Source organism: Nocardiopsis sp. CNS-639, from assembly GCF_000381685.1.
Classification (GTDB): Bacteria; Actinomycetota; Actinomycetes; order Streptosporangiales; family Streptosporangiaceae; genus Nocardiopsis; species Nocardiopsis dassonvillei.
The window spans coordinates 23831-47786 of the sequence record NZ_KB906871.1 but is presented as its reverse complement, the minus strand read 5'-3'; the positions used below and the strand labels follow the sequence as shown (position 1 = coordinate 47786).

20 protein-coding genes are annotated in these 23956 nt (G+C 72.6%); 3 read left to right on the top strand and 17 right to left on the bottom strand.

Translation table 11 applies throughout. The features are described from left to right. Positions 1–206: 206 nt before the first annotated feature. The 4 genes from G011_RS0122900 to hutH all read right to left on the bottom strand — a co-directional run bounded on the left by G011_RS0122900 (position 207) and on the right by hutH (position 6281). The gene (locus G011_RS0122900) at positions 207–1676 is read right to left on the bottom strand and encodes a formimidoylglutamate deiminase (protein WP_019610514.1); all 1470 of its coding nucleotides are present in this window, start codon (positions 1674–1676) and stop codon (positions 207–209) included. Then, entirely contained in the window at positions 1673–2941 is a 1269-nt protein-coding gene (locus G011_RS0122895; RefSeq protein ID WP_019610513.1) for an allantoate amidohydrolase, read from the bottom strand. The genes G011_RS0122900 and G011_RS0122895 overlap by 4 nt, the downstream gene beginning before the upstream one ends. 87 nt (positions 2942–3028) lie before the next feature. Next, positions 3029–4705, bottom strand: a complete 1677-nt coding sequence (gene hutU, locus G011_RS0122890) for a urocanate hydratase (protein WP_019610512.1) — start codon at positions 4703–4705, stop codon at positions 3029–3031. Between the two features lie 28 nt (positions 4706–4733). Further along, entirely contained in the window at positions 4734–6281 is a 1548-nt protein-coding gene (gene hutH, locus G011_RS0122885) for a histidine ammonia-lyase (RefSeq protein WP_019610511.1), read from the bottom strand. Positions 6282–6385: 104 nt separating this feature from the next. On the opposite strand from hutH, the gene G011_RS0122880 reads away from it, so the two are divergent. Further along, positions 6386–7147, top strand: coding sequence for an IclR family transcriptional regulator (locus G011_RS0122880; RefSeq protein ID WP_019610510.1), 762 nt, complete (start codon positions 6386–6388; stop codon positions 7145–7147). On the opposite strand, the gene G011_RS0122875 is transcribed toward G011_RS0122880, so the two are convergent. After that, complete coding sequence (locus G011_RS0122875; protein ID WP_019610509.1) at positions 7139–7819, bottom strand: hypothetical protein; 681 nt, start codon at positions 7817–7819, stop codon at positions 7139–7141. The genes G011_RS0122880 and G011_RS0122875 overlap by 9 nt on opposite strands. Positions 7820–7932: 113 nt before the next feature. On the opposite strand from G011_RS0122875, the gene G011_RS0122870 reads away from it, so the two are divergent. Continuing rightward, the gene (locus G011_RS0122870; RefSeq protein ID WP_013154021.1) at positions 7933–8190 is read left to right on the top strand and encodes a hypothetical protein; all 258 of its coding nucleotides are present in this window, start codon (positions 7933–7935) and stop codon (positions 8188–8190) included. 283 nt (positions 8191–8473) lie between these two features. Here the strand turns inward: G011_RS0122870 and G011_RS0122860 are convergent, their stop codons facing one another. The 9 genes from G011_RS0122860 to uvrC all read right to left on the bottom strand — a co-directional run bounded on the left by G011_RS0122860 (position 8474) and on the right by uvrC (position 18109). Next, entirely contained in the window at positions 8474–8845 is a 372-nt protein-coding gene (locus G011_RS0122860) for an RNA polymerase-binding protein RbpA (protein ID WP_013154023.1), read from the bottom strand. 79 nt (positions 8846–8924) lie between these two features. Then, a complete protein-coding gene (gene secG, locus G011_RS0122855; RefSeq protein WP_013154024.1) occupies positions 8925–9161 on the bottom strand; it encodes a preprotein translocase subunit SecG in 237 nt (78 codons plus the stop codon). A 275-nt stretch (positions 9162–9436) separates the two neighbouring features. After that, positions 9437–10213 carry a triose-phosphate isomerase gene (gene tpiA / locus G011_RS0122850; RefSeq protein ID WP_013154025.1) on the bottom strand — a complete coding sequence of 259 codons (777 nt, stop codon included), beginning with the start codon at positions 10211–10213 and terminating at the stop codon, positions 9437–9439. Between the two features lie 37 nt (positions 10214–10250). After that, positions 10251–11435 (bottom strand): phosphoglycerate kinase, encoded by a 1185-nt coding sequence (locus G011_RS0122845; protein ID WP_019610508.1) that lies wholly within the window; start codon positions 11433–11435, stop codon positions 10251–10253. Positions 11436–11576: 141 nt separating this feature from the next. Continuing rightward, positions 11577–12581, bottom strand: a complete 1005-nt coding sequence (gene gap / locus G011_RS0122840) for a type I glyceraldehyde-3-phosphate dehydrogenase (RefSeq protein ID WP_013154027.1) — start codon at positions 12579–12581, stop codon at positions 11577–11579. Between the two features lie 329 nt (positions 12582–12910). Continuing rightward, complete coding sequence (gene whiA / locus G011_RS0122835; RefSeq protein WP_013154028.1) at positions 12911–13891, bottom strand: DNA-binding protein WhiA; 981 nt, start codon at positions 13889–13891, stop codon at positions 12911–12913. Between the two features lie 235 nt (positions 13892–14126). Further along, on the bottom strand, positions 14127–15101 hold the full coding sequence (gene yvcK, locus G011_RS0122830; RefSeq protein ID WP_013154029.1) for a uridine diphosphate-N-acetylglucosamine-binding protein YvcK: 975 nt from the start codon (positions 15099–15101) through the stop codon (positions 14127–14129). 99 nt (positions 15102–15200) lie between these two features. Beyond that, complete coding sequence (rapZ, locus tag G011_RS0122825) at positions 15201–16085, bottom strand: RNase adapter RapZ (protein ID WP_013154030.1); 885 nt, start codon at positions 16083–16085, stop codon at positions 15201–15203. Then, the gene (uvrC, locus tag G011_RS0122820; RefSeq protein ID WP_026338568.1) at positions 16082–18109 is read right to left on the bottom strand and encodes an excinuclease ABC subunit UvrC; all 2028 of its coding nucleotides are present in this window, start codon (positions 18107–18109) and stop codon (positions 16082–16084) included. Before uvrC ends, rapZ begins: the two co-directional genes overlap by 4 nt. 239 nt (positions 18110–18348) lie before the next feature. On the opposite strand from uvrC, the gene G011_RS0122815 reads away from it, so the two are divergent. Beyond that, complete coding sequence (locus tag G011_RS0122815) at positions 18349–19488, top strand: mechanosensitive ion channel family protein (RefSeq protein ID WP_019610505.1); 1140 nt, start codon at positions 18349–18351, stop codon at positions 19486–19488. Positions 19489–19604: 116 nt separating this feature from the next. Here G011_RS0122815 and G011_RS0122810 read toward each other — a convergent pair whose 3' ends face one another. The 3 genes from G011_RS0122810 to uvrA form a co-directional block, all read right to left on the bottom strand. Next, on the bottom strand, positions 19605–20003 hold the full coding sequence (locus G011_RS0122810) for a Rieske (2Fe-2S) protein (protein ID WP_019610504.1): 399 nt from the start codon (positions 20001–20003) through the stop codon (positions 19605–19607). Between the two features lie 121 nt (positions 20004–20124). Further along, the gene (locus G011_RS0122805; RefSeq protein ID WP_019610503.1) at positions 20125–20838 is read right to left on the bottom strand and encodes an RDD family protein; all 714 of its coding nucleotides are present in this window, start codon (positions 20836–20838) and stop codon (positions 20125–20127) included. Between the two features lie 219 nt (positions 20839–21057). Further along, positions 21058–23892: an excinuclease ABC subunit UvrA gene (gene uvrA, locus G011_RS0122800; RefSeq protein WP_019610502.1), complete on the bottom strand. Its 2835-nt coding sequence runs from the start codon at positions 23890–23892 to the stop codon at positions 21058–21060. Positions 23893–23956 lie beyond the last annotated feature (64 nt).

Genomic DNA, 23956 nt, shown 5'->3' with positions numbered 1-23956 from the left:
ATAGTCACCTTGAAGGCGAGAAAGACGCGCTACTCTGTGCGTTGATCCGATAACCAAGGATCACGCGGATGGGCTAGCCCTTCGGGGTCAACCGTGCCAGCCTGCGGAGACCTCTGGGAAGCCATGTCGATGAAGCAGGAACCAGCTCGTGCCGCGAGGCGCGCAGTACCGACCGTCTTGTTGAAGGCGGCCGGAATCCCTCTCTTTCAGGAGAGGGAGGAAGCCAAGACCGTGTCGAGTTCGCGTGCGGTATCGGGGACCAGGGTGTGGGCCCCGTCTCGGACGATCCAGCGACCGTCGGCCATCACGTGCCGCACGTCAGCGGAGGTGGCGGCGAAGACCACAGCGTCGGCGCACCGGGCCGGATCGGCACCGGCCAAGCGGATCCCGCTCAGAGGGACATTGACCAGGTCGGCCCGGGCGCCGGAGGCAAGGACTCCGGCGTCCGGAATCCCGATTTCACGTACCCAGCCCAGGCTGGCGTGCCCGTGCGCGGTGGCCGCGCGCAGCAGCTCCCCGGCACCCAGGGTGCCGCGCCGGTGAGTGCGCAGGCGCTCGTGGAGTTCGACCGCCCTGGCCTCCTCGAACATGTCGGTCAGGGCGTGCTGGTCGGTGCCCAGGCTGAGCGGGGCGGGCAGCAGGTCGCCGGTGCGCGGCAGGCCGTCGGCCAGGTCGCGCTCGGTCGTGGGGCACAGGCACACGGTCGCCCCGGACGAGCGCACGGCGGCGACGTCGGCGTCGCTCAGATGGGTGGCGTGCACCAGGCTGGTGCGCGGGGTGAGCGCGCCCGCGTCGGCGAGCACGGCCGTGGGGGTGCGGCCGTAGGCGGCCAGGCAGGCGGCGTTCTCGGCGGGCTGCTCGGAGACGTGGACGTGCAGCACGGCGTCGCGCCCGGCGGCGAACGCGGCCACATCGGGCAGCTGCGCGGCCGGGACGGCGCGCACCGAGTGGGCGGCCGCTCCCGTGCGCACGTGCCCGCCCCCGGGACGGAACGCGGCGGCGCGTTCGGCCCACCCGTCCGCGTCCCCGTCGCCGAAGCGCAGCTGGGGACCGGCCAGCGGCTGGTGGACGCCGTTCCCGTCCAGCCCGCCGGACAGGTAGCACACGTCCAGCAGGGTGATCCGGATCCCCGCGTCGGCCGCCGCGGCCGCCAGGGCGTGGCCCATGGCGTTGGGGTCGGCGTAGCGGCTCCCGCCGGGTGCGTGGTGCAGGTAGTGGAACTCGCCCACGCAGGTGATCCCGGCCAGGGCCATCTCGGCGTAGACCGCCCGGGCGAGGCGGTGGTAGGTGTCGGGGTCCAGTCGCTCCGCCACGCGGTACATGGTCTCGCGCCAGGTCCAGAAGGACCCGCCGCCGGCGTGGGTGCGTCCACGCAGCGCCCGGTGGAAGGCGTGCGAGTGGGCGTTGGCGAGTCCGGGCAGGGTGAGGCCGGTGAGGGTCTCGGCGTCCCCGGGGCGCGGCGTCGCGACCGTCACCGAGGTGATGCGGCCGTCGGCCACCTCCACGAGCACGCCGTGCTCGGGGGCACCGTCCTCGGCGCCGGTCCACGCCCACTCGCACCACAGGCGGTGGTCGCGCGGCCCCCGGGAACGCCCGGAGGCGGTTCCGCGGGCCCCGGGTCCGGCGCTCCCGCCGGGAGCGGAGGCGGCGGGGCCGGAGTCCGCGTCGGCCGTCATCGGTCCCCCTCCCGGACGGGGCGGGCGAGCAGGTCCTGGAGCACGTCGGCCAGGGCGAGCACCCCGGCGTGGCAGTCCTCGGGGCGGGCCCACTCCTCGGGGGAGTGCGACACCCCGGTCGGGTTGCGCACGTACAGCATCGCGGTGGGCACGTGCGCGGCGAGCACCCCGGCGTCGTGTCCGGCCCCGGTCGGCAGCACCGGCACCCGGGGGTCGGGGGCGCGGTCGGCGACCACGGCGGCCAGGCGGTCGCGCAGGCCGTGCGCGAACGACACGAGCGGGGTCAGGGACTCGTTGGCCGTCGCGCAGTCCACCCCGTGCTCGCGCGAGGCCCGCTCGGCGGCCTCGCGCACCCCGGCCACGACCGCGCCGAGCGCGGCCTCGTCGGCGGCGCGGGCGTCCAGCCAGGCGCTGACCAGGGACGGGATCGCGTTCGTGCCGTTGGGGCTGACCAGGGCCCTGGCCACGGTGGCACGGGCGCCGTGCTCCTCGGCCAGCGCGCGGGCCGCCAGGATCGTGTGCGCGAACGGCAGCATGGGGTCGCTGCGGTCGTCCAGGCGGGTGGTGCCCGCGTGGTCGGCACGGCCGGTGAAGTCCATCCGCCAGCGCCCGTGCGGCCAGATCGCACTGGCCACGCCCACCGGGTGGGCGGTCTCCTCCAGGGCGCGGCCCTGCTCCACGTGCAGTTCCACGAACACGTCCAGGTCCGCCAGCGCCCCGGGGTCGGCGCCGATGGCGTCGGGGTCGTGCCCGGCGGCCTCCATGGCCCGGGCCCAGGTGGTCCCGGAGGCGTCGGTGAGGCCGCGCGCCCGCTCGGGGGAGATCTCCCCGGCCGTCAGGCGGCTGCCCAGGCAGGGGACGCCGAACCGGCCGCCCTCCTCCTCGGCGAACACCGTGACGGCCAGCGGCCGGGCCGGGGTCAGTCCGCGCCGCCGCAGCTCGTCCACGGCTGCCAGGGCGCTGGCCACGCCGAGGGGTCCGTCGAAGGCCCCGCCGTCGGGGACCGAGTCCAGGTGGGAGCCGGTGGCCACCGCGCCCGGGCCGGGCTCTCCCCACCAGGCCCACAGGTTGCCGTTGCGGTCGGTGCGCACGTCCAGGTCCCGGGCGGCGGCGGCCTCGGTGAACCAGGCGCGGGCGTCGGCGTCGGCGCCGTTCCAGGCGTGGCGGCGGTAGCCGCCGCCGCGCGGGTCGCGGCCCACGGACACCAGGTCGGCCCACAGGCGGTCGAAGGCCCCGGGGTCGGGGGTGGTGGAATGGTCGCTCACAGGGTGTTTCCCCACGTCGAAGCGGATGGTCGTGCGCGCGGCCGGAGCCCGCCGGGGACGCCCCCGCAAGGGCGCCCCCGGCGCGGTTCAGTCCCCCTCGCGCATCGGGACGCGGATGCCGTGCTCGCGCGCGACGCGCCCGGCCTCGTCGTACCCGGCGTCCACGTGGCGGATGACGCCCATGGCGGGGTCGTTGGTGAGCACCCGCTCCAGCTTGGCGGCGGCCAGGTCGGTGCCGTCCGCGACGCTGACCTGCCCGGCGTGCAGCGAGCGGCCCATGCCCACTCCCCCGCCGTGGTGGATGGACACCCACGAGGCGCCGGAGGAGGTGTTGACCAGGGCGTTGAGCAGCGGCCAGTCCGCGATCGCGTCGGAGCCGTCCAGCATCCCCTCGGTCTCGCGGTAGGGGGAGGCCACCGAGCCGGTGTCCAGGTGGTCGCGGCCGATGGCCAGCGGCGCGCGGACCTCGCCGGAGGCCACCAGTTCGTTGAAGCGCGCACCGGCGGCGGCCCGCTCTCCCTGGCCGAGCCAGCAGATGCGGGCGGGCAGCCCCTGGAAGGCGACCCGCTCCCCCGCCATGCGGATCCACCGGGCCAGGTGCTCGTTGTCGGGGAACAGGTCCAGGACGGCCCGGTCGGTGCGGGCGATGTCGGCGGGGTCGCCCGACAGCGCCGCCCACCGGAACGGCCCCTTCCCCTCGCAGAACAGGGGCCGGATGTAGGCGGGGACGAACCCGGGGAAGTCGAAGGCGCGGGCGAAGCCGCCGCTGCGGGCCTCGTCGCGGATGGAGTTGCCGTAGTCGAAGACCTCGGCGCCCGCGTCCTGGAAGCCCACCATGGCCTCCACGTGCGCGGCCATGGACTCGCGGGCCCGGTCGGTGAACTCCTCGGGCCTGGCCGCGGCCAGGTCCCGCCAGTCCTCGAAGGCCACCCCGGCGGGCAGGTAGGCGAGGGGGTCGTGGGCGGAGGTCTGGTCGGTGACCACGTCGATCGGTGCGCCGCGCGAGAGCAGTTCGGGCAGGACCTCGGCGGCGTTGCCGAGCACTCCGACCGACAGCGGGCGGCGCTCGTCGCGCGCCCGCACGGCCAGTTCCAGGGCGTGGTCGAGGCTGTCGGCGCGCATGTCCAGGTAGCGGTGCTCGATGCGGCGTTCGATGCGGCTGGGGTCGCACTCGACCACGATCGCGACGCCGTCGTTCATGGTCACGGCCAGCGGCTGGGCTCCGCCCATGCCGCCGAGTCCGGCGGTGAGGGTGATGGTTCCGGCCAGGGTCCCGCCGCTGTGCCGGCCCGAACCGCTCAGCTTGGCGGCCACGGCGGCGAAGGTCTCGTAGGTGCCCTGGAGGATGCCCTGGGTGCCGATGTAGATCCACGAACCGGCGGTCATCTGCCCGTACATGGTCAGGCCCTGGGCCTCCAGGCGGCGGAACTCGGGCCAGTTCGCCCAGTCCCCCACCAGGTTGCTGTTGGCGATGAGCACGCGGGGAGCCCACTCGTGGGTGCGCATGATCCCGACCGGGCGGCCGGACTGCACGAGGAGGGTCTCGTCGCCCTCCAGGTCGCGCAGGGAGGCGGTGATGCGGTCGAAGCTGCGCCAGTCGCGCGCCGCCCTGCCCGTGCCGCCGTAGACCACCAGCTCCTCGGGGCGTTCGGCGACCTCGGGGTCGAGGTTGTTGTGGAACATGCGCAGGGCGGCCTCCTGCTGCCACCCCTTCGCGGACAGGGTGGTGCCGCGCGCGGCGCGGACGGTACGTGGACTGCTCACGCGGTCTCCTCGCGGTGTTCGGGTCGGTTCAGGCCAGGGGGACGACGGACTCGGCGGCTGCGAGCACGGAGCCGTCGGTGATCAGGTCGGCGACGGCGGCGATCTCGGGGGCCAGGTGGCGGTCGGGGCCGGGGCCGGAGACCTTCTCCCGTACGGTGCGCAGCACGGCTCCGGTGGCGGGGCCGGGCTCCAGCGGCGAGCGCAGATCCAGGGCGCGGGCGGCGGTGAGCAGCTCCACCGCCAGCACGCTGGTCAGCCCGTCCACGGCGCGGCGCAGTTTGCGGGCGGCCGACCAGCCCATGGACACGTGGTCCTCCTGCATGGCCGAGCTGGGGATGGAGTCGACGCTGGCGGGCACGGCCAGGCGCTTGAGCTCGGACACGATGGCGGCCTGCGTGTACTGGGCGATCATGTGCCCGGAGTCCACGCCGGGGTCGTCGGCCAGGAAGGCGGGCAGGCCGTGGGAGCGGGACACGTCGAGCATGCGGTCGGTGCGCCGCTCGGCGATGGAGGCGGTGTCGGCGACGGCGATGGCCAGGAAGTCGAGCACGTAGGCCACGGGCGCGCCGTGGAAGTTGCCGTTGGACTCCACCCGCCCGTCGTCCAGGACCACGGGGTTGTCGATGACGCTGTCGAGTTCGCGTCCGGCCACCAGCAGCGCGTGGGCGAGGGTGTCGCGGGCGGCGCCGGCCACCTGCGGGGCGCAGCGCAGCGAGTAGGCGTCCTGGACCCGGTTGCAGTCGGGGCCGCGGTGGGAGGCGACGATGGGCGAGGAGTCGAGCAGGGCGCGCAGGTTGGCCGCGGAGGCGGCCTGGCCGGGGTGGGGGCGCAGGCGCTGGAGCTCCTCGGCGAAGACGCGGTCGGTGCCCAGCAGCGCCTCGACGCTCATGGCGGCGGTGATGTCGGCGACCTTGAGCAGGCGCTCCAGGTCCATGCAGGCCAGCACGAGCATGCCGAGCATGCCGTCGGTGCCGTTGATCAGCGCCAGGCCCTCCTTGGCGCCCAGTTCGACCGGGCGGATCCCGGCCTCGTGCAGGGCGGTGTAGGCGGGCAGGTCCCGCCCGGCGGCGTCGCGGACCCGGCCCTCGCCCATCAGGGCCAGCGCCACGTGCGACAGGGGCGCCAGGTCCCCCGAGCAGCCCAGACTGCCGTACTCGTGCACGACCGGGGTGATGCGGGCGTTGAGCAGCGCGGCGAGGGTCTCGGCGGTGGCGACCTCCACGCCGGTGTTGCCCGAGGCCAGGGTGCGCAGACGCAGCAGCATGAGGGCGCGCACGACCTCGTCCTCCACCTCGGGTCCGGTCCCGGCGGCGTGCGAGCGGATGAGCGAACGCTGGAGGCGGGCCCGCAGGTCGGGGGCGATGTGGCGGGTGGCGAGCGCGCCGAAGCCGGTGCTGACTCCGTAGGCGGGAACCTCACCGCGGGCGAGCGACTCGACCCGTTCGCGGCCGTGGTGGAGGGCCTTGCGGGCCTGCTCGGACAGGGTGACACGGGCGCCGTGGCGGGCCACGTCGAGGATCTGGGCCGGGGTGAGCGGCGCATCGCCGACGACGACGGAAGGAACTGCTGTGGACATGCCTCCCATTTGACCCCCCGCGTGACCACTGGTGAAGAGCTGACACGAGGGTTCCGTCTGGGATCTCAGACAACAGGGGCGTCGCGCCGTGGGACAATCAGGGCATGAGCCTCGTTCCGGCGGCCACCCGCGCGCTGCGGCTGCTGCGCTTCCTGGCGACCCGCCCCGGGCCGGTGTCGGCCTCGGCGATCGCCGCCGAGCTGGACGTGCCCCGCTCCAGCGTGTACCAGCTGCTGGAGGCCATGGCGCGGGAGGGCTTCGTGACCCACCTGCCCGAGGAGCGCCGCTGGGGCCTGGGCGTGGCGGCCTTCGAGATCGGCTCGGCCTACCTGCGCCACGACGGCGTCGAGCGCCTGGCCCGTCCGCTGCTGCACCAGCTCACCGAGGCCACCGGCGCCACCGCGCACCTGGGCGTGCTGCACGGCGCCGACACCCTGTACCTGCTCAAGGAGCAGCCGCCGCACGCCCCGTCGCTGATCACCGGGGTGGGGGTGCGCCTGCCCGCGCACCTGACCGCCTCGGGGCGGGCCATGCTGGCCCGGCTGCCGCGCGCCCAGGTGCGCGCCCTGTACCCGGACGCGGCGGCCTTCACCACCCGCACCGGCCGGGGCCCGGCCTCGCCCGGCGAGCTGCGCCGGGTGCTGGCCGAGGAGCAGCGCCAGGGCTGGTCCATCGAGGACGGGCAGGTCACCGAGGGCTTCGTGTCGGTGGCCGCGGCCGCCTGCGACCACAACGGCCGCCCCGCCGCGGCGATCAGCCTGACGGTGCCCAGCGCGCGGCCGGTCACCCCGCAGGCGCTGGCCGGGCGGGTGCGCGACGCGGCGGCCGACCTGACCCGCCGCCTGGACGGCCGCGCCTCACCGTAGCGGCGGGGTCCGCTCCACGACCGAGGGCAGCGGGGCCGTGCGCTCCACCATCCGCAGGATCTTCTCCTTGAGGTCGGCGGGCACCTGCACGTAGAACTGCGTGGGCGCGTCCACGGCCTCCAGGTCCAGGCTCTCGGCGGTCTCGGCCCAGCTGGGCAGCTCGGCGTCGGTGCGGTGGGTGTCCAGCACGAACTCGATGAAGTAGGTGAGCCTGCGCCCGCCGGTGTGCACCTCGCGGATGCGCCGGATCTCCGTCCAGGCGATGAACGTCCCCTCGCCGGGGAACCACCACTTGCGCTCCTGCAGGACCGTGACGCCGTCGCTGTCGGCGCTGATGCCCTGCCGGGTGATGCGCTGGGGCAGCCCGCGCAGCACGAACACGTTGCTCCCCGGGCCCACGAAGAGCATGGCCAGACCCGCGAGGGCCCACAGCGTCACCGAGCCGACCGTGGTCTCCTCGCGCAGCACGTGCCAGAGCATCGACCCCAGCACCACCACGAACCCCGCCGTGAGGGCGGCGGAGAAGTAGGCCACGGCCATCCACATGCGCGTGTTGGGGCCGCGCAGGCTGACGTACCTGCGCAGGTGGGAGACGCTCTCGGGCGTTCGGGTCAGGTCTGAGGGAACACCTCGGGGGGCGGCGGGGGCGTCCGCGGGTTCGGGGGAGGCCATACCCACCATTGTCCCCACTCCGGCGGGTGCTCCGTGCGCCGGACCCGCACGGCCGCGGGGAGGATGGGCCAAAGCACGGGTGGAGGCGGCCGGGGAGCGCTAGAGTCCGGTCCATGAGGCCGAACACGAGCGAGTACGACACCGAGCTGAGGCTGAACGGCGAGGTGATCGTTCTGGACGGGGTGCCCTACCAGGGGCGCACCGTGCTTCCGGAGGGGCCGGACAGGTTCGCCTGCCTGGAGCGCTGGGCCAAGGGGGTGGCCGAGACCCTGGGGGAACCGGTGACCTGGCGCGCCGCGGAGAACGGGCGGCTGGCCGGGCGCGGGACGGTCCAGCCCGGTCCCGGGGCTCAGAACCGCCGGGCGCTCTGAGCCCCGCACTTGGCGCACTGGAACTTGCGGTCGTCGCCGAGTATCCAGTCGTGGTCCCCGCCGGTGGGGCACGTAGACATCGACACCATCTCCTCACAGGGCTGTCGGGGTGCGTGCCGATCACTCTATTTCCCAAGAACCACACCAGTCCCGAGAATGAGAAGTTCGTCCTCGTATTCACGTACGTCCGGGGCGTCGGACCCGGTCACCGGGCCCGGACACACGCGTGGGGCCCGTCGCGGTCGCGACGGGCCCCACGGAAAGCCTGTGGGGGAAGGAGCGGCTAGTTCTGCCTGGCCCTCATGTGGGCCTCGACGGCGGCGCGGTCGGCGCGCAGCTTGGCCAGGGCCTCGTCGAGGATGAGCTTGCCCTCCTCCTCGCTGCGGCGCTCCTTCACGTACGCCAGGTGGGTCTTGTACGGCTCGGTGCGCGGCGGCGACGGGGGGTTCGCCTTGTCCTTGCCCGCGGGGAAGCCGCAGCGCGGGCAGTCCCACTCGTCGGGGACCAGCGCCTCGCTCGCGAAGCTGGGCACGACCTCGTGCAGGTTCGCGCAGTAGAACGGAACCCGGACGCGCGGAGCGGCCTCGCCCCGCTCGGCCTCACCCATGGGACCGGCTCCGACACGGCTGCCACGAATGGCACTGCCACTACCCACGAAAAACTCCTTCGGCGAACTCGCTCACCGGTTCTCGGGCGAGCTTGACGGTGGACGGGGTGTGCCCGCGGGTCGCGGGCTACATGCCCCGGTTGATCAGCAGGCCGAGGATGACGATGGCGATGATCCACACGACCCCGATCGCGATGGTCATCCGGTCGAGGTTGCGCTCGACCACCGACGATCCGCCGAGCGAGGACGTGACGCCGCCGCCGAACATGTCGGAGAGACCGCCGCCCTTGCCCTTGTGCATGAGCACCAGGAGGACCAACAGCACGCTGAGAAGCATCACGAGGATGGACAGACCGAGGATCACACGCTCACCCGTAGCTCGACCCCGAAGCGGGGGGGTTATGGACCGACCCTCGTTTCCCGTGCGCACCAGCGGTGACACCGGACCGGCGCGGGCACCTGGGAATCAGGGGACCGGGGACAATTTCGGATTTTACCGTGCCCTTGGCGGCACGGGCGGGGGAAACCGCGAGGCACGGAGAACCCCACAGCGAAGTCTAGCCCGACCCGGCGACCTGTCGGGCACCCCGCCCGTCACCATCGGGCATCGAAGCGTGACGGGCGGGGTCCGCGCCGCGGCTAGTTGTCGCCGAAGCGGATGATCTTCACGAACTCGTCGGCCTTGAGGCAGGCGCCGCCGACCAGGGCCCCGTCGACGTCGTCCTTGGCCATGATGCCGGGGGCGTTGTCGCCCTTGACCGAACCGCCGTAGAGGACGCGCACCGCGCCCGCGACCTCGGGCGAGTACAGCTCGGCCAGGCGCGCGCGGACGGCCGAGCACACCTCCTGGGCGTCCTCGGGGGTGGCGACCTCGCCGGTGCCGATGGCCCACACGGGCTCGTAGGCGACGACGATCCTCTCGGCCTGCTCGGCCGGGACCTCCTTGAGGGCGCCGTCCAGCTGGGCCAGGACGTGCTCGACCTGCTGGCCCGCCTTGCGGACCTCCAGGCCCTCGCCCACGCACAGGATCGGGACGATGCCGTTGGCGAACGCCGCCTTGACCTTGGTGTTGACCAGGGCGTCGTCCTCGCGGTGGTACTCGCGGCGCTCGGAGTGGCCCACCAGCACGTAGGAGCAGTCCAGCTTGGCCAGCATGGACCCGGAGATCTCGCCGGTGTAGGCGCCCTTCTCGTGCGCGGAGATGTCCTGGGCGCCGTAGACGATCTTGAGCTTGTCGCCGTCGACCAGGGTCTGGACGCTGCGCAGGTCGGTGAACGGCGGCAGGACGACGACCTCGGCCTTGTCGTAGTCCTTGTCGTTGAGCGCGAACGCCAGCTTCTGGACGAGCGCGATCGCCTCCAGGTGGTTGTTGTTCATCTTCCAGTTGCCCGCGATGAGCGGCAGGCGCTGGGACATGTCGGCACTTCCTCGTCTGTGAAAGGGGACTTCGGGCTTACTTCAGGGCGTCGATACCGGGCAGGTCCTTGCCCTCCAGGTACTCCAGGCTGGCGCCGCCGCCGGTGGAGATGTGGCCGAAGGCCGCCTCGTCGAAGCCCAGCGCGCGCACGGCCGCGGCGGAGTCGCCGCCGCCGACCACGGTGAAGGCGCCGGAGTCGATCAGGGCCTGGGCCAGCGCGCGGGTGCCCCCGGCGTAGGGCTCCATCTCGAAGACGCCCATCGGGCCGTTCCAGAACACGGTGCGGGCGTCGGTCAGCTTCCGCGCGAAGAGCTCCTGGCTGCGGGGGCCGATGTCCAGGCCCATCCGGTCTGCCGGGATGGCCTCGACGGCGACCGCGTCGTGCGCGGCGTCGGCGGAGAACTTCTCGGCGGCCACCACGTCCACCGGCAGGACGATCTCGACGCCCTCGCGCTCGGCGCGCTCCAGGTAGCCCTTGACGGTGTCGAGCTGGTCGGCCTCCAGCAGGCTGGAGCCGACCTCGTGGCCCTGGGCCTTGAGGAAGGTGAAGACCATGCCGCCGCCGATGAGCAGGCGGTCCGCGGTGCCCAGCAGGTTGTCGATGACGCCGAGCTTGTCGGAGACCTTGGAGCCGCCCAGGACCACGGCGTAGGGACGCTGGGGGTCGCCGGTGAGCCTGCGCAGCACCTCGACCTCGTTCAGCACCAGGCCGCCGACGGCGTGCGGCAGCCTGCCGGGCAGGTCGTAGACGCTGGCGTGCTTGCGGTGCACGGCGCCGAAGGCGTCGCCCACGTACAGGTCGGCGAGCTGGGCGAAGCGGTCGGCGAGCTCCCCGCGCTCGGCGTCGTCCTTGCTGGTCTCCCCCGGCTCGAAGCGCACGTTCTCCAGCAGGGCGACCTGACCGTCCGTGAGGGCCTCGGAGGTGGCGCGGGCCGACTCCCCGGCGGTGTCGGAGGCGAAGGCCACCTCGGCGCCGAGCAGTTCACCCAGGCGGGCGGCGACCGGGCGCAGCGAGTAGCGGGGGTCCGGGGCGCCCTTGGGGCGGCCCAGGTGGGCGGCGACGATGACGCGGGCGCCGCGCTCGCGCAGCGCGGAGATGGTGGGCACGGCCGCGCGGATGCGCCCGTCGTCGGTGATGCGGTCGCCGTCCAGGGGCACGTTCAGGTCGGCCCGGACGAACACGCGCCTGCCGGAGACGTCGAGGTCGTCGATCGTCCGCATGCTGGGTCTCCTCTTGGAATGTGGGGTGTGGCGGTCCCGGGCGGTGGAGCCGGGAGGGGCGTGCACGACGGCACCCCTCCGCGCGCACTGCGGGCGAAGGGGTGCCGTCTCACGCGCCGGTGGCCATGAGGGCCGTGGACGCTACAGGCCGGAGCCGACCAGCTTGGCCAGGTCGACCAGGCGGTTGGAGTAGCCCCACTCGTTGTCGTACCAGCCGACGATCTTGACCTGGTTGCCGAAGGCCATGGTCAGCTTGGAGTCGAAGGTGCACGAGGGCGAGGTGCCGACGATGTCGGAGGAGACGATCTCGTCCTCGGTGTAGACGAGCACGTCCTTGAGCGGACCCTCGGCGGCGGCCTTGAACGCGGCGTTGACCTCGTCCTTGGTGACCTCGCGCTCCAGGGTGACGACCAGGTCGGTCACGGAGCCGTCGGGCACGGGGACGCGCATGGCCATGCCGTCCAGCTTGCCCTGGAGCTCGGGGATGACCAGCGCGGTGGCCTTGGCGGCACCGGTGGTGGTCGGGATGATGTTCTGCGCGGCCGCGCGGGCGCGACGCAGGTCCTTGTGCGGGAAGTCCAGGATGACCTGGTCGTTGGTGTAGGCGTGGACCGTGGTCATCAGGCCCTGCTTGACGCCGAAGTTGTCCAGGAGGACCTTGGCCATCGGCGCGACGCAGTTGGTGGTGCAGGAGGCGTTGGAGATGACGTGGTGGTTGGCCGCGTCGTACTTGTCGTCGTTGACGCCCATGACGACGGTGATGTCCTCGCCCTTGGCCGGGGCGGAGATGATGACCTTCTTGGCGCCGGCCTCGATGTGCTTCTTGGCGTCCTCGGCCTTGGTGAAGATGCCGGTGGACTCGACCACCACGTCCACGTTCAGGTCCGACCAGGGCAGCTGGGCCGGGTCGCGCTGGGCCAGGACCTTGATGGTCTTGTCGCCCACGCGGATGAAGTCGTCGCCGACCTCGACGTCGCCCTCCAGGGTGCCGAGCACGGTGTCGTACTTGAGCAGGTGCGCGAGCGTCTTGGTGTCGGTGAGGTCGTTGACCGCGACGATTTCGATGTCGCTACCACCAGCGGCGACCGCGCGCCAGAAATTGCGGCCGATCCTGCCGAAGCCGTTGACGCCTACACGGATGGTCACGGAACCAATCTCCTCATATATCGCACATCATTTCCACCCGGGCATTAACCCCCGCCCGGAACGCCGTACTCCGGGATCAACCGGTCGACCGCCATGAGCAGGTTCAACGCACACCGGGTGTTCACCACGAGCCTAGCGGAGCACCGGCGAAGAGCCGCTGCTGGGCCACGGCCGAGCCTGCGGGCCCGGTGGATTCGCGACCATCCTGGCACTGCGAGGCGGAGAGGTCTATACCATTTTCCGAAGTTATCCCGGAGTTTTCGCAGTTAACAAAGCCGAACATCGGTGTTACGGCGCCAACGCCCGGGGGCCGGGGGGAGGGCTCCGGGTCAGGGGACCAGCATGTCCGGGGTCAGGTTGGCCTCGGTGCCCTCGATGCCCAGGTCGCTCGCGCGCTTGTCGGCCATCGCCAGCAGCCTGCGGATACGTCCGGCGATGGCGTCCTTGGTCAGCGGCGGGACGGACAGCTGTCCCAGCTCCTCCAGGGAGGCCTGCTTGTGCGCCAGGCGCAGCTGACCCGCGGCCACCAGGTGCTTGGGCGCGTCCTCGCCCAGGATCTCCAGGGCCCGCTCCACGCGCGCGCCCGCGGCCACCGCCGCCCGCGCGCTGCGCCGCAGGTTCGCGTCGTCGAAGTTGGCCAGCCGGTTGGCGGTGGCGCGCACCTCCCGGCGCATCCGCCGCTCCTCCCAGGCCAGCACGCTCTGGTGCGCGCCCAGCAGGGTCAGCAGCGCACCGATGGAGTCGCCGTCGCGGACCACCACCCGGTCCACGCCGCGCACCTCGCGCGCCTTGGCGTGCACCTTGAGCCGGCGTGCGGCGCCCACCAGCGCCAGCGCGGCCTCCGGCCCGGGGCAGGTCACCTCCAGCGACATCGACCGGCCCGGCTCGGTCAGGGAGCCGTGCGCGATGAACGCGCCCCGCCAGGCCGACTCGGCGTCGCAGGCTCCGCCGGCCACCACGTGCCGGGGCAGGCCGCGCACCGGGCGGCCGTTGTTGTCCACCAGCCCCGTCTGCCGGGCCAGCGACTCGCCGTCCTTGATCACCCGGACCACGTACCGGTTGCCCTTGCGCAGGCCGCTCGGGGACAGCACGACCACCTCGGACTCGTGGCCGAAGACCTCGGAGATGTCCTTGCGCAGGCGGCGCGCGGCCGCGCCCGTGTCGAGTTCGGCCTCGATCACGATGCGCCCGCCCACCAGGTGCAGGCCCCCGGTGAACCGCAGGATGGTGGACACCTCGGCTTTGCGGCAGCATGGCTTGAGAATGGTCAGCCGGCTCAACTCATCCTTCACCACGCCGGTCATCGCCATCGCTGAGGTCCTCCCCGTCACACAACCCGACCCGGCACCACGCACTCGGCACCGGGGATGCGCCGCCGTGGCCCGGCCACGAGCGGCTTACTCCGTGGCAGACTACGTGACCGGGCGCTGGCTGCCGACCCCCGCACGGCGTGTTGCCCATCCGCCGACCAGCCGCGCCGCACGCCCTGGGGGCCTTCGTGCCGGTGTGCGGCCAATTGCCCTCGACCTGCGAGGACCGCGGCCCTCAGCCCTCCAGGATCCTCTCGAAGGCCGCCGCGAGCCGGTCGGGGTCGTGTCTCGGTGTGCCGTCGTCGCGGGACAGCTCCGCCAGCTCCAGGCGCCCGCCCAGCTCGCCGACCGCCCGCACCAGGGGCTCGGGCTCCTCCACGGTCCCCCGGTCGGCGAGCACCACGTCCACCCCCAGCTTGGGCGCGTGCTCGCGCAGCACCTCCAGGTAGGTCTCGGGGCGGAAGCCGTCGGTCTCGCCCCGCTGCGGGGACAGGTTCAGCGCCACCATGCGCTTGGCGCGGGTGGTGACCAGGGCGTGCGCCAGGTCCGGGACCAGCAGGTGGGGCAGCACGCTGGTGAACCACGACCCGGGGCCGAACACCACCCAGTCGGCCTCGCGCACCGCCTTGACCGCCTGCGGACTGGCGGGCGGGTCCTCGGGGATGAGTGAGATGGAGCGCACCTTGCCGCTGGTGCTGGCGCACGCCACCTGGCCGCGCACCGTGGTCAGCTCCTCGGGCCGCGCCGGGTCGATCCCCGACACCTCGGCGGCGATGTCCAGCGGCACCGACGACATCGGCAGCACCCTGCCGTGCGCGCCCAGCAGCTGGCCGACCCAGTCCAGGCCCGCCACGGAGTCGCCGAGCAGCTCCCACAGGGCCACGATCAGCAGGTTGCCGACCGCGTGGCCGTGCAGTTCGCCCTCGGAGCGGAAGCGGTGCTGGATCACCTCGCTCCAGGTGTGGCCCCACTCGTCGTCGCCGCACAGCGCGGCCAGCGCCATGCGCAGGTCACCGGGGGGCAGGACCCCCAGCTCCCGGCGCAGGCGGCCGCTGGAGCCGCCGTCGTCGGCGACGGTGACGACCGCCGTCACGTCGGTCGTCACCCTGCGCAGGGCCGACAGGGAGGCGTGCAGGCCGTGCCCGCCCCCCAACGCGACCACCCGGGGCGGACGCCGCCCGTCACCGTCGGGTGCTGTGCTCTTCGCCATGGCTGTGGTCTGCCCCTCGTCCCATGTCCACCGGACGAATCGGACCGTACCACCGAGAACGGTGCACCGCGGGCAGGGCGCGTGTCGGGCGCCCGCGGGTCACTCCCGGCCGACGTCCCGGTGGACCACGTGCACGTCCACACCCTGCCCGCGCAACCGGTCGGCGAACTGCTCGGCCATGGCCACGCTGCGGTGCTTGCCCCCGGTGCAGCCCACCGCCAGCGTCATGTAGTGCTTGCCCTCGCGCTGGTACCCGGCGATGGTCAGCTTGAGGACGTCGGAGTAGGCCTCCAGCATCTCCTTGGCCCCGTCCTGGGCCAGGACGTAGTCGCGCACCGCGTCGTCACGGCCGTTCATCGGGCGCAGCTCGGGCACCCAGTGGGGGTTGGGCAGGAAACGGCAGTCCAGCACCAGGTCCGCGTCCACGGGCAGGCCGTGCTTGAACCCGAAGGAGACCACGTTGGCGCGGGGGCGCGCCTCGTCGCTCTCCCCGAAGAAGCCGATCACCCGGGCCTTGAGCTGGTGCACGTTGAGCTGGGAGGTGTCGATGACCAGGTCGGCCTCGCCGCGCACCGCCCGCAGGGTCTCGCGCTCGCGGTCGATGCCGTCGGTCAGGCGCCCGTCGCCCTGGAGGGGGTGGGGCCTGCGCACGCCCTCGAACCGGCGAACCAGGGCGTCGTCACCGGCCTCCAGGTAGAGCACGCGCGCGGTGATGTCGCGCTTGCGCAGTTCCTCCACCGTGGACAGCAGGTCCTCGGTGAAGGCCAGCGAGCGCACGTCCACGACCACGGCGACCCGCGGCACCGCCCCGTGCGTGCGTCCGGCCAGCTCGATCATCGTCGGCAGCAGGCCGGGCGGCAGGTTGTCCACCACGAACCAGTCCAGGTCCTCCAGGGCCCTGGCCGCCGTGCTGCGGCCCGCACCGGACATGCCGGTGACGATGACCACCTCGGGTGGCAGTTCCCCACCCAGTTCGACCGTCATGCGTCTCCTCCCCCGTCAGTGATGTGCTGTACTGGTGCCCCGTCGCCCCGCCCCTCCGTCGTGGCGGGGCCTCCGGACAGGTGCGCGTGCACGGCCTCGGCCAGCTTGGGGCCGATCCCGGGCACCGCCGCGATCTCCTCGGCCGTGGCCGAGGCGAGCCTGCGCACCGAGCCGAACGCCTTGATCAGGGCCGTCCTGCGGGACGGCCCCAGACCGGGCAGCTCGTCCAGGCTGCTGCCGGTCAGCGCCTTGGCGCGCTTGTGCCTGTGGTACTGGATGGCGAAGCGGTGGGCCTCGTCGCGCACCCGCTGGAGCAGGTAGAGCCCCTCGCCCGCGCGGGGCAGGATCACCGGGTCCTCGTCGCCGGGCAACCACACCTCCTCCAGGCGCTTGGCCAGACCGCACACGGCGACGTCCTCGATCCCGAGTTCGTCCAGGGCGCGGCGCGCCGCCTCGGCCTGGGGCCGGGCGCCGTCCACCACCACCAGGTTAGGCGGATAGGCGAACTTCCCGGGTGACGGCTCGTCGTCGCTTTGGTGACCACCGTGGTCGCCGGTCTCCCCCATGCGGGCGACCTCGCCGCTGCGGGCGCTCTCCTCCAGGTAGCGCCGGAAGCGCCGGTGGACGACCTCGTACATGGCCGCGACGTCGTGCTGTTCTCGGCCGCCCTCGCCGCTGCCGCGGACGGAGAAGCGGCGGTACTCGGACTTGCGGGCCAGGCCGTCCTCGAAGACGACCATGGACGCCACCACGTGCTCGCCCTGGAGGTTGGAGATGTCGAAGCACTCGATGCGCAGCGGCGCCTCGGACAGCTCCAGGGCCTCCTGGATCTCCTGGAGGGCGCGGCCGCGGGTGCTCAGGTCCCCGGCCCGGTGGGTCTTGTGCCGGGCCAGCGACTCGGCCGCGTTCTTGGAGACGGTCTCCATCAGGGACTTCTTGTCGCCCCGCTGCGGCACCCGCAGGTCCACCGAGGAGCCGCGGTGCTCCGACAGCCAGGCGGCCATGGCCTCGGGGTCGGCGGGCTCGTGGGAGACCAGGACCTCGCGGGGGACGGCGGTGCCGGTGCCCCCGCTCTCGTCGTCGCCCCGGGTGGGGCCGTAGATCTGGCCGAGGAAGGTCGCGATCAGCTCGCCGGGGCCGTCGTCGGCCACCTTGTCCACCACGTAGCCGCGCTGTCCGCGGATGCGCCCGCCGCGCACGTGGAAGATCTGCACGGCCGCCTCCAACTGGTCGTCGGCCACGGCGATGACGTCGCAGTCGGTGGAGTCGGGCAGGACGACGGCCTGCTTCTCCAGGGCGGCGCGCAGGGCCTCGATGTCGTCGCGGATGCGGGCGGCCCGCTCGTACTCCATCTCCCCGGCGGCCTCGCGCATCCGCCCCTCCAGCTCGCGCAGGAACCGGCCGGTGTCGCCCGCCAGGAAGGAGCAGAAGTCCTCGGCCAGGGCCCGGTGTTCCTCGGGCGAGGCCTTGCCCACGCAGGGGGCCACGCACTTGCCGATGTAGCCGAGCAGGCAGGGGCGGCCGCTGTTGCGGGCGCCGCGGAACACCCCCGGGGAGCAGGTGCGCACGGGGAAGACCCGCAGCAGCAGGTCCACGGTCTCGCGGATGGCCCAGGCGTGGGAGTAGGGGCCGAAGTAGCGCACCCCCCTGCGCTTGGCGCCGCGCATGACCTGCACCCGGGGGAACTCCTCTTGGAGGGTGACCGCCAGGTAGGGGTAGCTCTTGTCGTCGCGGTACTTGACGTTGAACCGGGGGTCGTACTGCTTGATCCAGGAGTACTCCAGCTGGAGGGCCTCCACCTCGGTGCCCACGATCGTCCAGTCGACGTCGGCCGCGGTGGAGACCATCTGCTGCGTGCGCGGGTGCAGTCCGGCGAAGTCGCGGAAGTAGGAGGAGAGGCGCGACCGCAGGTTCTTGGCCTTGCCCACGTAGATCACGCGTCCGGAGGAGTCCCGGAACCGGTACACGCCCGGGTCGGTGGGGATGGAACCGGGCGCGGGGCGCAGGTGAGGAGTCGCAGCCATGGTCCCATTGTGGTAGGTCGGGGGGACATACGGCCAACCGAGCCCCGTACGCCCCGTGCGTGGCACGTCTCACCCCGCCGCCCCTCCCCCGCGCGCCCCACCCGCCCCGCGGGCGCCGCACGCGCCCGCGTCCCTCGGGCGCGGGTAAGCGAAACGTCACGATTGGGTATCCGCATGCTCTAGGTTGGGCGGGTACACAGGAACTTCCCGACATCGACGACAAGAGGGGGCCCTTCGTCGTGAGCCTGCCCCAATGGATCACGGTCGGCGTCACCGTCATGGTCGCGGTGCTGCTGGTCTTCGCCGTGCGCTGGGTGCTCAAGCACAAGCTGGGCAAAGCCTGGCGGGTGTCCCAGCACGTGGTCCACCGCACGACCTACACCAGTTACGGCGCGGCCGCGGTGGTCGGCGCGAACCTGTCGCTGCCCAGCCCCGCCAACGTGGACTGGGGCACGTACCAGGCCATCGACCACGCGATGAGCATCCTCATGATCGCGACGCTGACGGGCCTGGGCGTCAGCCTGGCCTACGCGGTCACGGACATGGTGCTGGCCCGGCTGTCGGTCGCCAACGGCGACGCCGACCGCAAGGCGCGGCGCATCCAGACCCAGGTGCGGCTGCTGCGCCGGGTGATCACCTCGATCATCGTGGTGCTGGCGGTCGCCGCCATCCTGTTCACCTTCGACGAGGTCCGCGCGCTCGGCGCCGGGCTGCTGGCATCCGCGGGCATCATCGGCATCGTGGCCGGTGTGGCGGCCCAGTCCACACTGGCCAACCTGTTCGCCGGGCTCCAGCTGGCCTTCAGCGACGCCCTGCGCATCGGCGACGTGGTCGTGGTCGAGGGCGAGTGGGGCCGGGTCGAGGAGCTGAGCCTGGTCAACGTCACCATCAAGATCTGGGACGAGCGCCGCCTGGTGGTCCCGGTCGCCAACTTCACCACGACCAGCTTCGAGAACTGGACCAAGCAGGGCACGGCGATCACCGCCAAGGTGGTGTTCCCGCTGGACTGGGAGGTGCCGATCGAGGAGATGCGCGAGGAGACCGGGCGCCTGATCACCCGCAGCGACCACTGGGACGGGCGCAGCTGGTCCTGCCAGGTCGTGGACATCGCCCCGAGCGGCGAGGTGCTGGTGCGGGTGGTGGCCACCGCCGCCGACACCGGGCACCAGTGGGACATCGCCTGCGAGATCCGCGAGCACCTCATCGGCTGGCTGGTCGAGAACTACCCCGAGTCCCTGCCGCGCCACCGCGCCCAGTTCCTGGCCTCCGAGGACGCGGACGAGGCCGCCTACGCCGCCCAGTTCCCCACCTCGGCGTTCCGGCGCCACGAGCCCAACGGCGTCAGCGGCCCGCCCGGGGGCGACCCCGGCGAGGCCTGAGCCCGACCGGTTCACACACGCGACGGCGCCCGGAGCGGAAGATCCGCTCCGGGCGCCGTGGTGTCGCGGCGGGCGGGTCCGTGGGCTCCTCGCTCCGGCCCGCCCGCCGGCCCCTTTCAGGAGGAGGGGCCCTGGAGGATGATGTCGGTGCCCTCGACGGTGACCTCGAACGGCTCCAGCGGCTCCTGGGCCGGCCCCACCAGCGCCTCCCCGGTGGAGATGTCGAACTCGCTGCCGTGGCACAGGCACCGGATGACCTCGTCCACCTCCTGGACGGTGCAGCCCGCGTGCGTGCACGAGGCGCCGAAGGCCCGGTACTGGCCCGCCTCGGGCTGGGTCACGACCAGTTTGCTGTTGCTGAAGACCGCTCCCGCGCCCTCGGGGACGTCGGTGGTCTGGCCGACCACCTGGCCGTACCGGACCTCCTGCGGCTTGGGCTCCTGTCCGCCGCAGGCGCTCACGGCCGTGACGGCCGCGGCCGTCCCCGCCGTCCCGAGCAGTCGGCGCCTGCTCATCCCGCACCCGCACGTCCTCTTACCGGCCACGACGAAACGCTCCTCACCTGCGCCGAAATATCACTACACAATGTAGTAGGTACGGCGGGGTGCCCGGGTTCCGGGGTGCGCGCGATAACCCTCAGGCCCGCGGCGGATACGGGTGCGCCTTCGGGGGTTGCGGGCCCGCCGCGGCCACGTCGAGCACCACGGTGCCAGCGATCCGGTCGTGCAGCCCCTGCCGGTTGGGCCGGTTCCAGGCGGCCATCCCGCCGGTGAGCAGCGCCGTCACCGCCACCAGGAACCACCAGAACCAGACGGCGCTGAAGAACAGGAAGAACAGCAGGAAGGGCAGGGCCAGCAGCGCGGCGCGCACCGTCAGGGCGGCGAGCGGCAGGGCGCCCAGGCTGCCGTTCCCGGCCTGGGGCGCGACCCTGAGTCCGACGCGGCGCTTGCCCAGCGTCTGCTGCCAGCGGGAGAGGGCGAGGGTCTCATAGCCCGCGTAGAGCAGGAAGAAGGTCACCGACAGGAAGAACGGGTAGCGGTCGCCGATGCCGGTGGTGTCGCCGGAGCCGACCGCCTGGACGCCCACCCAGGCCAGGGAGAGCACGAGCGCCAGCAGCAGCGCGGGCAGGGCGACCAGGAGCAGGTCGATGCCGCGCGCGTACGCCCGCGTACGCCAGGCGGCCAGCGGGTAGAGCCGCTCCACGGGTTCGGCGTCCGGGGCGGCGTCCGGGGCGCCGGAGCGGTCGCCGTCGTGGAAGCCGGGGGTCTCCCCGTGTCCGGGGTGGGACGGGAGCCGCTGGGTTTCCGGAGGCGTCGGCCCGCCGCGGTCCGGTCGGGGAGGGACGTTCATGGGCGGGCCAACCTCCAGGGCGGTTCGTCGGAGTCGCGCGGGGGCCGGGCGCGGACGCGGCGCCCGGGGCGGGGATCGCCGGGCGGGACGCGGATACGTTCGACTCTACTCAGGTGAGACATGTGTCGCGAACCCGCCAACCCGACGTGGCCGTAGGCAGCGCAGCGCCCCGCCCCACGGGGACCGGGACGGGGCGCGGCGGTGCCGTCGGGCGCGGGCTCAGAGCATCTTGGCCAGGAAACGCCCGGTGTAGGACTCGGCCACCGCGGCGACCTCCTCCGGGGTTCCCTGCGCGACCACGGTGCCGCCGCCGGAGCCGCCCTCGGGGCCCATGTCGATGACGTGGTCGGCCGTCTTGATGACGTCGAGGTTGTGCTCGATGACGATCACCGTGTTGCCGGTGTCGGTCAGCCGGTTGAGCACGCCCAGCAGCTTGCGGATGTCCTCGAAGTGCAGGCCGGTCGTGGGCTCGTCGAGCACGTACACCGTCCGCCCGGTGGAGCGGCGCTGGAGCTCGGCGGCGAGCTTGACCCGCTGCGCCTCACCGCCCGACAGCGTCGTGGCGGGCTGGCCCAGCCGCACGTAGCCCAGGCCGACGTCGGCCAGGGTCTGGAGGTGGCGGCGGATGGCGTTGATCGGCTCGAAGAACTCCAGGGCCTCCGAGATCGGCATGTTGAGGACCTCGGAGATGTTCTTGCCCTTGTAGCGGACCTGGAGGGTCTCCCGGTTGTACCGGGCGCCGTGGCACACCTCGCAGGGCACGTAGACGTCGGGCAGGAACTGCATCTCGATCTTGAGCGTGCCGTCGCCGGAGCAGGCCTCGCAGCGGCCGCCCTTGACGTTGAAGGAGAACCGGCCCGGCTGGTAGCCGCGCGTCTTGGCGTCGGTGGTCTGCGCGAACAGCTTGCGGATGTGGTCGAAGACCCCCGAGTAGGTGGCCGGGTTGGAGCGCGGGGTCCGCCCGATGGGGCTCTGGTCCACGTGCACGACCTTGTCGACCTTGTTCGTGCCGTTGACCCGCAGGTGGCGGCCGGGCACGTCGCGCGCCCCGTTGAGCTCCTTGGCCAGCGCCTTGTAGAGGATCTCGTTGACCAGGGTGGACTTGCCCGAGCCGGACACGCCGGTGACGGCGGTGAACACGCCCAGCGGGAAGGCGACGTCGACCCCGTGGAGGTTGTTCTCGCGCGCTCCCCGGACCACCAGCTCGTGCCCTCGGGTGAGGGGGCGGCGCTCCACGGGCACCTCGATGCCGCGCTTGCCGGACAGGTACTCGCCGGTGAGCGAGTCCTCGGAGGTGAGCAGCTCGTCCACGATCCCCGAGACCACGACGTGGCCGCCGTGCTCACCCGCGCCGGGGCCGATGTCCACGACCCAGTCGGCGGCGCGGATGGTGTCCTCGTCGTGCTCGACGACGATGAGCGTGTTGCCGATGTCGCGCAGGCGCTGGAGGGTCTCCAGCAGGCGCGCGTTGTCGCGCTGGTGCAGGCCGATGGAGGGCTCGTCCAGCACGTACAGCACGCCCACCAGGCCGGAGCCGATCTGGGTGGCCAGGCGGATGCGCTGGGCCTCCCCGCCCGAGAGCGAACCCGAGGAGCGCGCCAGGCTCAGGTAGTCCAGTCCGACGTCGAGCAGGAAGCCGAGCCGGGCGTTGATCTCCTTGAGCACCTGGGCGGCGATGACCGCGTCGCGCTCGGAGAGCGTGAGCGCGGCCAGGAAGGCCGCGCTGTCGCTGAGCGGCATCTGGGCCACCTCGGCGATGGACTTGCCGCCCACGGTCACCGCGAGCACGACCGGCTTGAGGCGGGTGCCCTCGCAGGTCGGGCAGGGCACGGTGCGCATGTACCCCTCCAGCCGTTCGCGGCCGTAGTCGCTCTCGGTCTCGGAGTGGCGGCGCTTGACCCAGGGGATGACGCCCTCGAACTCGGTGTAGTAGGAGCGGTTGCGCCCGTACCTGTTGCGGTAGCTGACGTGGACCTGGGTGTCGTGCCCCTCCAGCAGGGCCTTGCGCGCGCGGCGCGGCAGCCGCTCCCAGGGGGTGTCCAGGTCGAAGCCGATCGCCTCGCCCACCGCCTTGAGGATGCGCTCCCAGTAGCCGCTGTTGGGCCCGCCGGACCAGGGGCCGATGGCGCCCTCGGCCAGCGTCCTCTCGGGGTCGGGGACCAGGAGTTCGGGGTCGACCTCCATGCGGGTGCCCAGGCCCGAGCACTCGGCGCAGGCGCCGTAGGGGGCGTTGAAGGAGAAGGAGCGCGGTTCGAGCTGTTCGAAGGACAGGTCGTCGTAGGGGCAGTACAGGTGCTCGGAGAAGACCTTCTCGCGGTCGGGGTCCCCGGCCTCCACGTCCACGAAGTCCAGGATGATGGTGCCCCCGGCCAGCTTGAGCGCCGTCTCCACCGAGTCGGTCAGGCGCCCGCGGGAGGAGGGCTTGACGCTGAGGCGGTCCACGACCACGGCGATGTCGTGCTTGTCGTAGCGGCCCAGCTTGGGCGCCTCGTCCAGGCGCACGGCCTGCCCGTCCACCACCGCGCGGGTGTAGCCCTTGGACTGCAGGTCCTTGAAGAGCTCGACGTACTCGCCCTTGCGTCCGCGCACGACGGGGGCCAGCACCTGGAAGCGGGTGCCCTCCTCCATCTCCAGGACGCGGTCCACGATCTGCTGCGGGGTCTGGCGGGCGATCTCGCGGTGGCACTCGGGACAGTGCGGGACGCCGATGCGCGCCCACAGCAGCCGCAGGTAGTCGTAGACCTCGGTGATGGTGCCGACGGTGGAGCGGGGGTTGCGGCTGGTGGACTTCTGGTCGATGGACACCGCCGGGGACAGGCCCTCGATGAAGTCCACGTCCGGCTTGTCCATCTGCCCCAGGAACTGGCGGGCGTAGGCCGACAGCGACTCCACGTAGCGCCGCTGGCCCTCGGCGAAGATCGTGTCGAAGGCCAGCGACGACTTGCCCGAACCGGACAGGCCGGTGAACACGATCATGGAGTCGCGCGGCAGGTCCAGCGAGACGTCCTTGAGGTTGTGCTCCCGGGCTCCCCGGACTACCAGTTGTTCGACCATCGAGTGAGACATCCTTCGGCTCTGGCGCACAGGACGCGGACCCCGTCGCGTGACGTCGGCTGAC

What these genes read in the sequence shown, in the direction of transcription:
- G011_RS0122875 (WP_019610509.1), bottom strand. Translation starts at nt 7,819, where the DNA reads ATGGCCTCCCCCGAACCCGCGGACGCCCCCGCCGCCCCCCGAGGTGTT.
- tpiA (WP_013154025.1), bottom strand. Translation starts at nt 10,213, where the DNA reads ATGTCCCAGCGCCTGCCGCTCATCGCGGGCAACTGGAAGATGAACAAC.
- yvcK (WP_013154029.1), bottom strand. Translation starts at nt 15,101, where the DNA reads ATGGCGAAGAGCACAGCACCCGACGGTGACGGGCGGCGTCCGCCCCGG.
- G011_RS0122805 (WP_019610503.1), bottom strand. Translation starts at nt 20,838, where the DNA reads ATGAACGTCCCTCCCCGACCGGACCGCGGCGGGCCGACGCCTCCGGAA.
- G011_RS0122900 (WP_019610514.1), bottom strand. Translation starts at nt 1,676, where the DNA reads ATGACGGCCGACGCGGACTCCGGCCCCGCCGCCTCCGCTCCCGGCGGG.
- uvrA (WP_019610502.1), bottom strand. Translation starts at nt 23,892, where the DNA reads ATGGTCGAACAACTGGTAGTCCGGGGAGCCCGGGAGCACAACCTCAAG.
- G011_RS0122845 (WP_019610508.1), bottom strand. Translation starts at nt 11,435, where the DNA reads ATGCGGACGATCGACGACCTCGACGTCTCCGGCAGGCGCGTGTTCGTC.
- G011_RS0122880 (WP_019610510.1), top strand. Translation starts at nt 6,386, where the DNA reads ATGAGCCTCGTTCCGGCGGCCACCCGCGCGCTGCGGCTGCTGCGCTTC.
- hutH (WP_019610511.1), bottom strand. Translation starts at nt 6,281, where the DNA reads ATGTCCACAGCAGTTCCTTCCGTCGTCGTCGGCGATGCGCCGCTCACC.
- G011_RS0122870 (WP_013154021.1), top strand. Translation starts at nt 7,933, where the DNA reads ATGAGGCCGAACACGAGCGAGTACGACACCGAGCTGAGGCTGAACGGC.
- rapZ (WP_013154030.1), bottom strand. Translation starts at nt 16,085, where the DNA reads ATGACGGTCGAACTGGGTGGGGAACTGCCACCCGAGGTGGTCATCGTC.
- whiA (WP_013154028.1), bottom strand. Translation starts at nt 13,891, where the DNA reads ATGGCGATGACCGGCGTGGTGAAGGATGAGTTGAGCCGGCTGACCATT.
- uvrC (WP_026338568.1), bottom strand. Translation starts at nt 18,109, where the DNA reads ATGGCTGCGACTCCTCACCTGCGCCCCGCGCCCGGTTCCATCCCCACC.
- G011_RS0122810 (WP_019610504.1), bottom strand. Translation starts at nt 20,003, where the DNA reads ATGAGCAGGCGCCGACTGCTCGGGACGGCGGGGACGGCCGCGGCCGTC.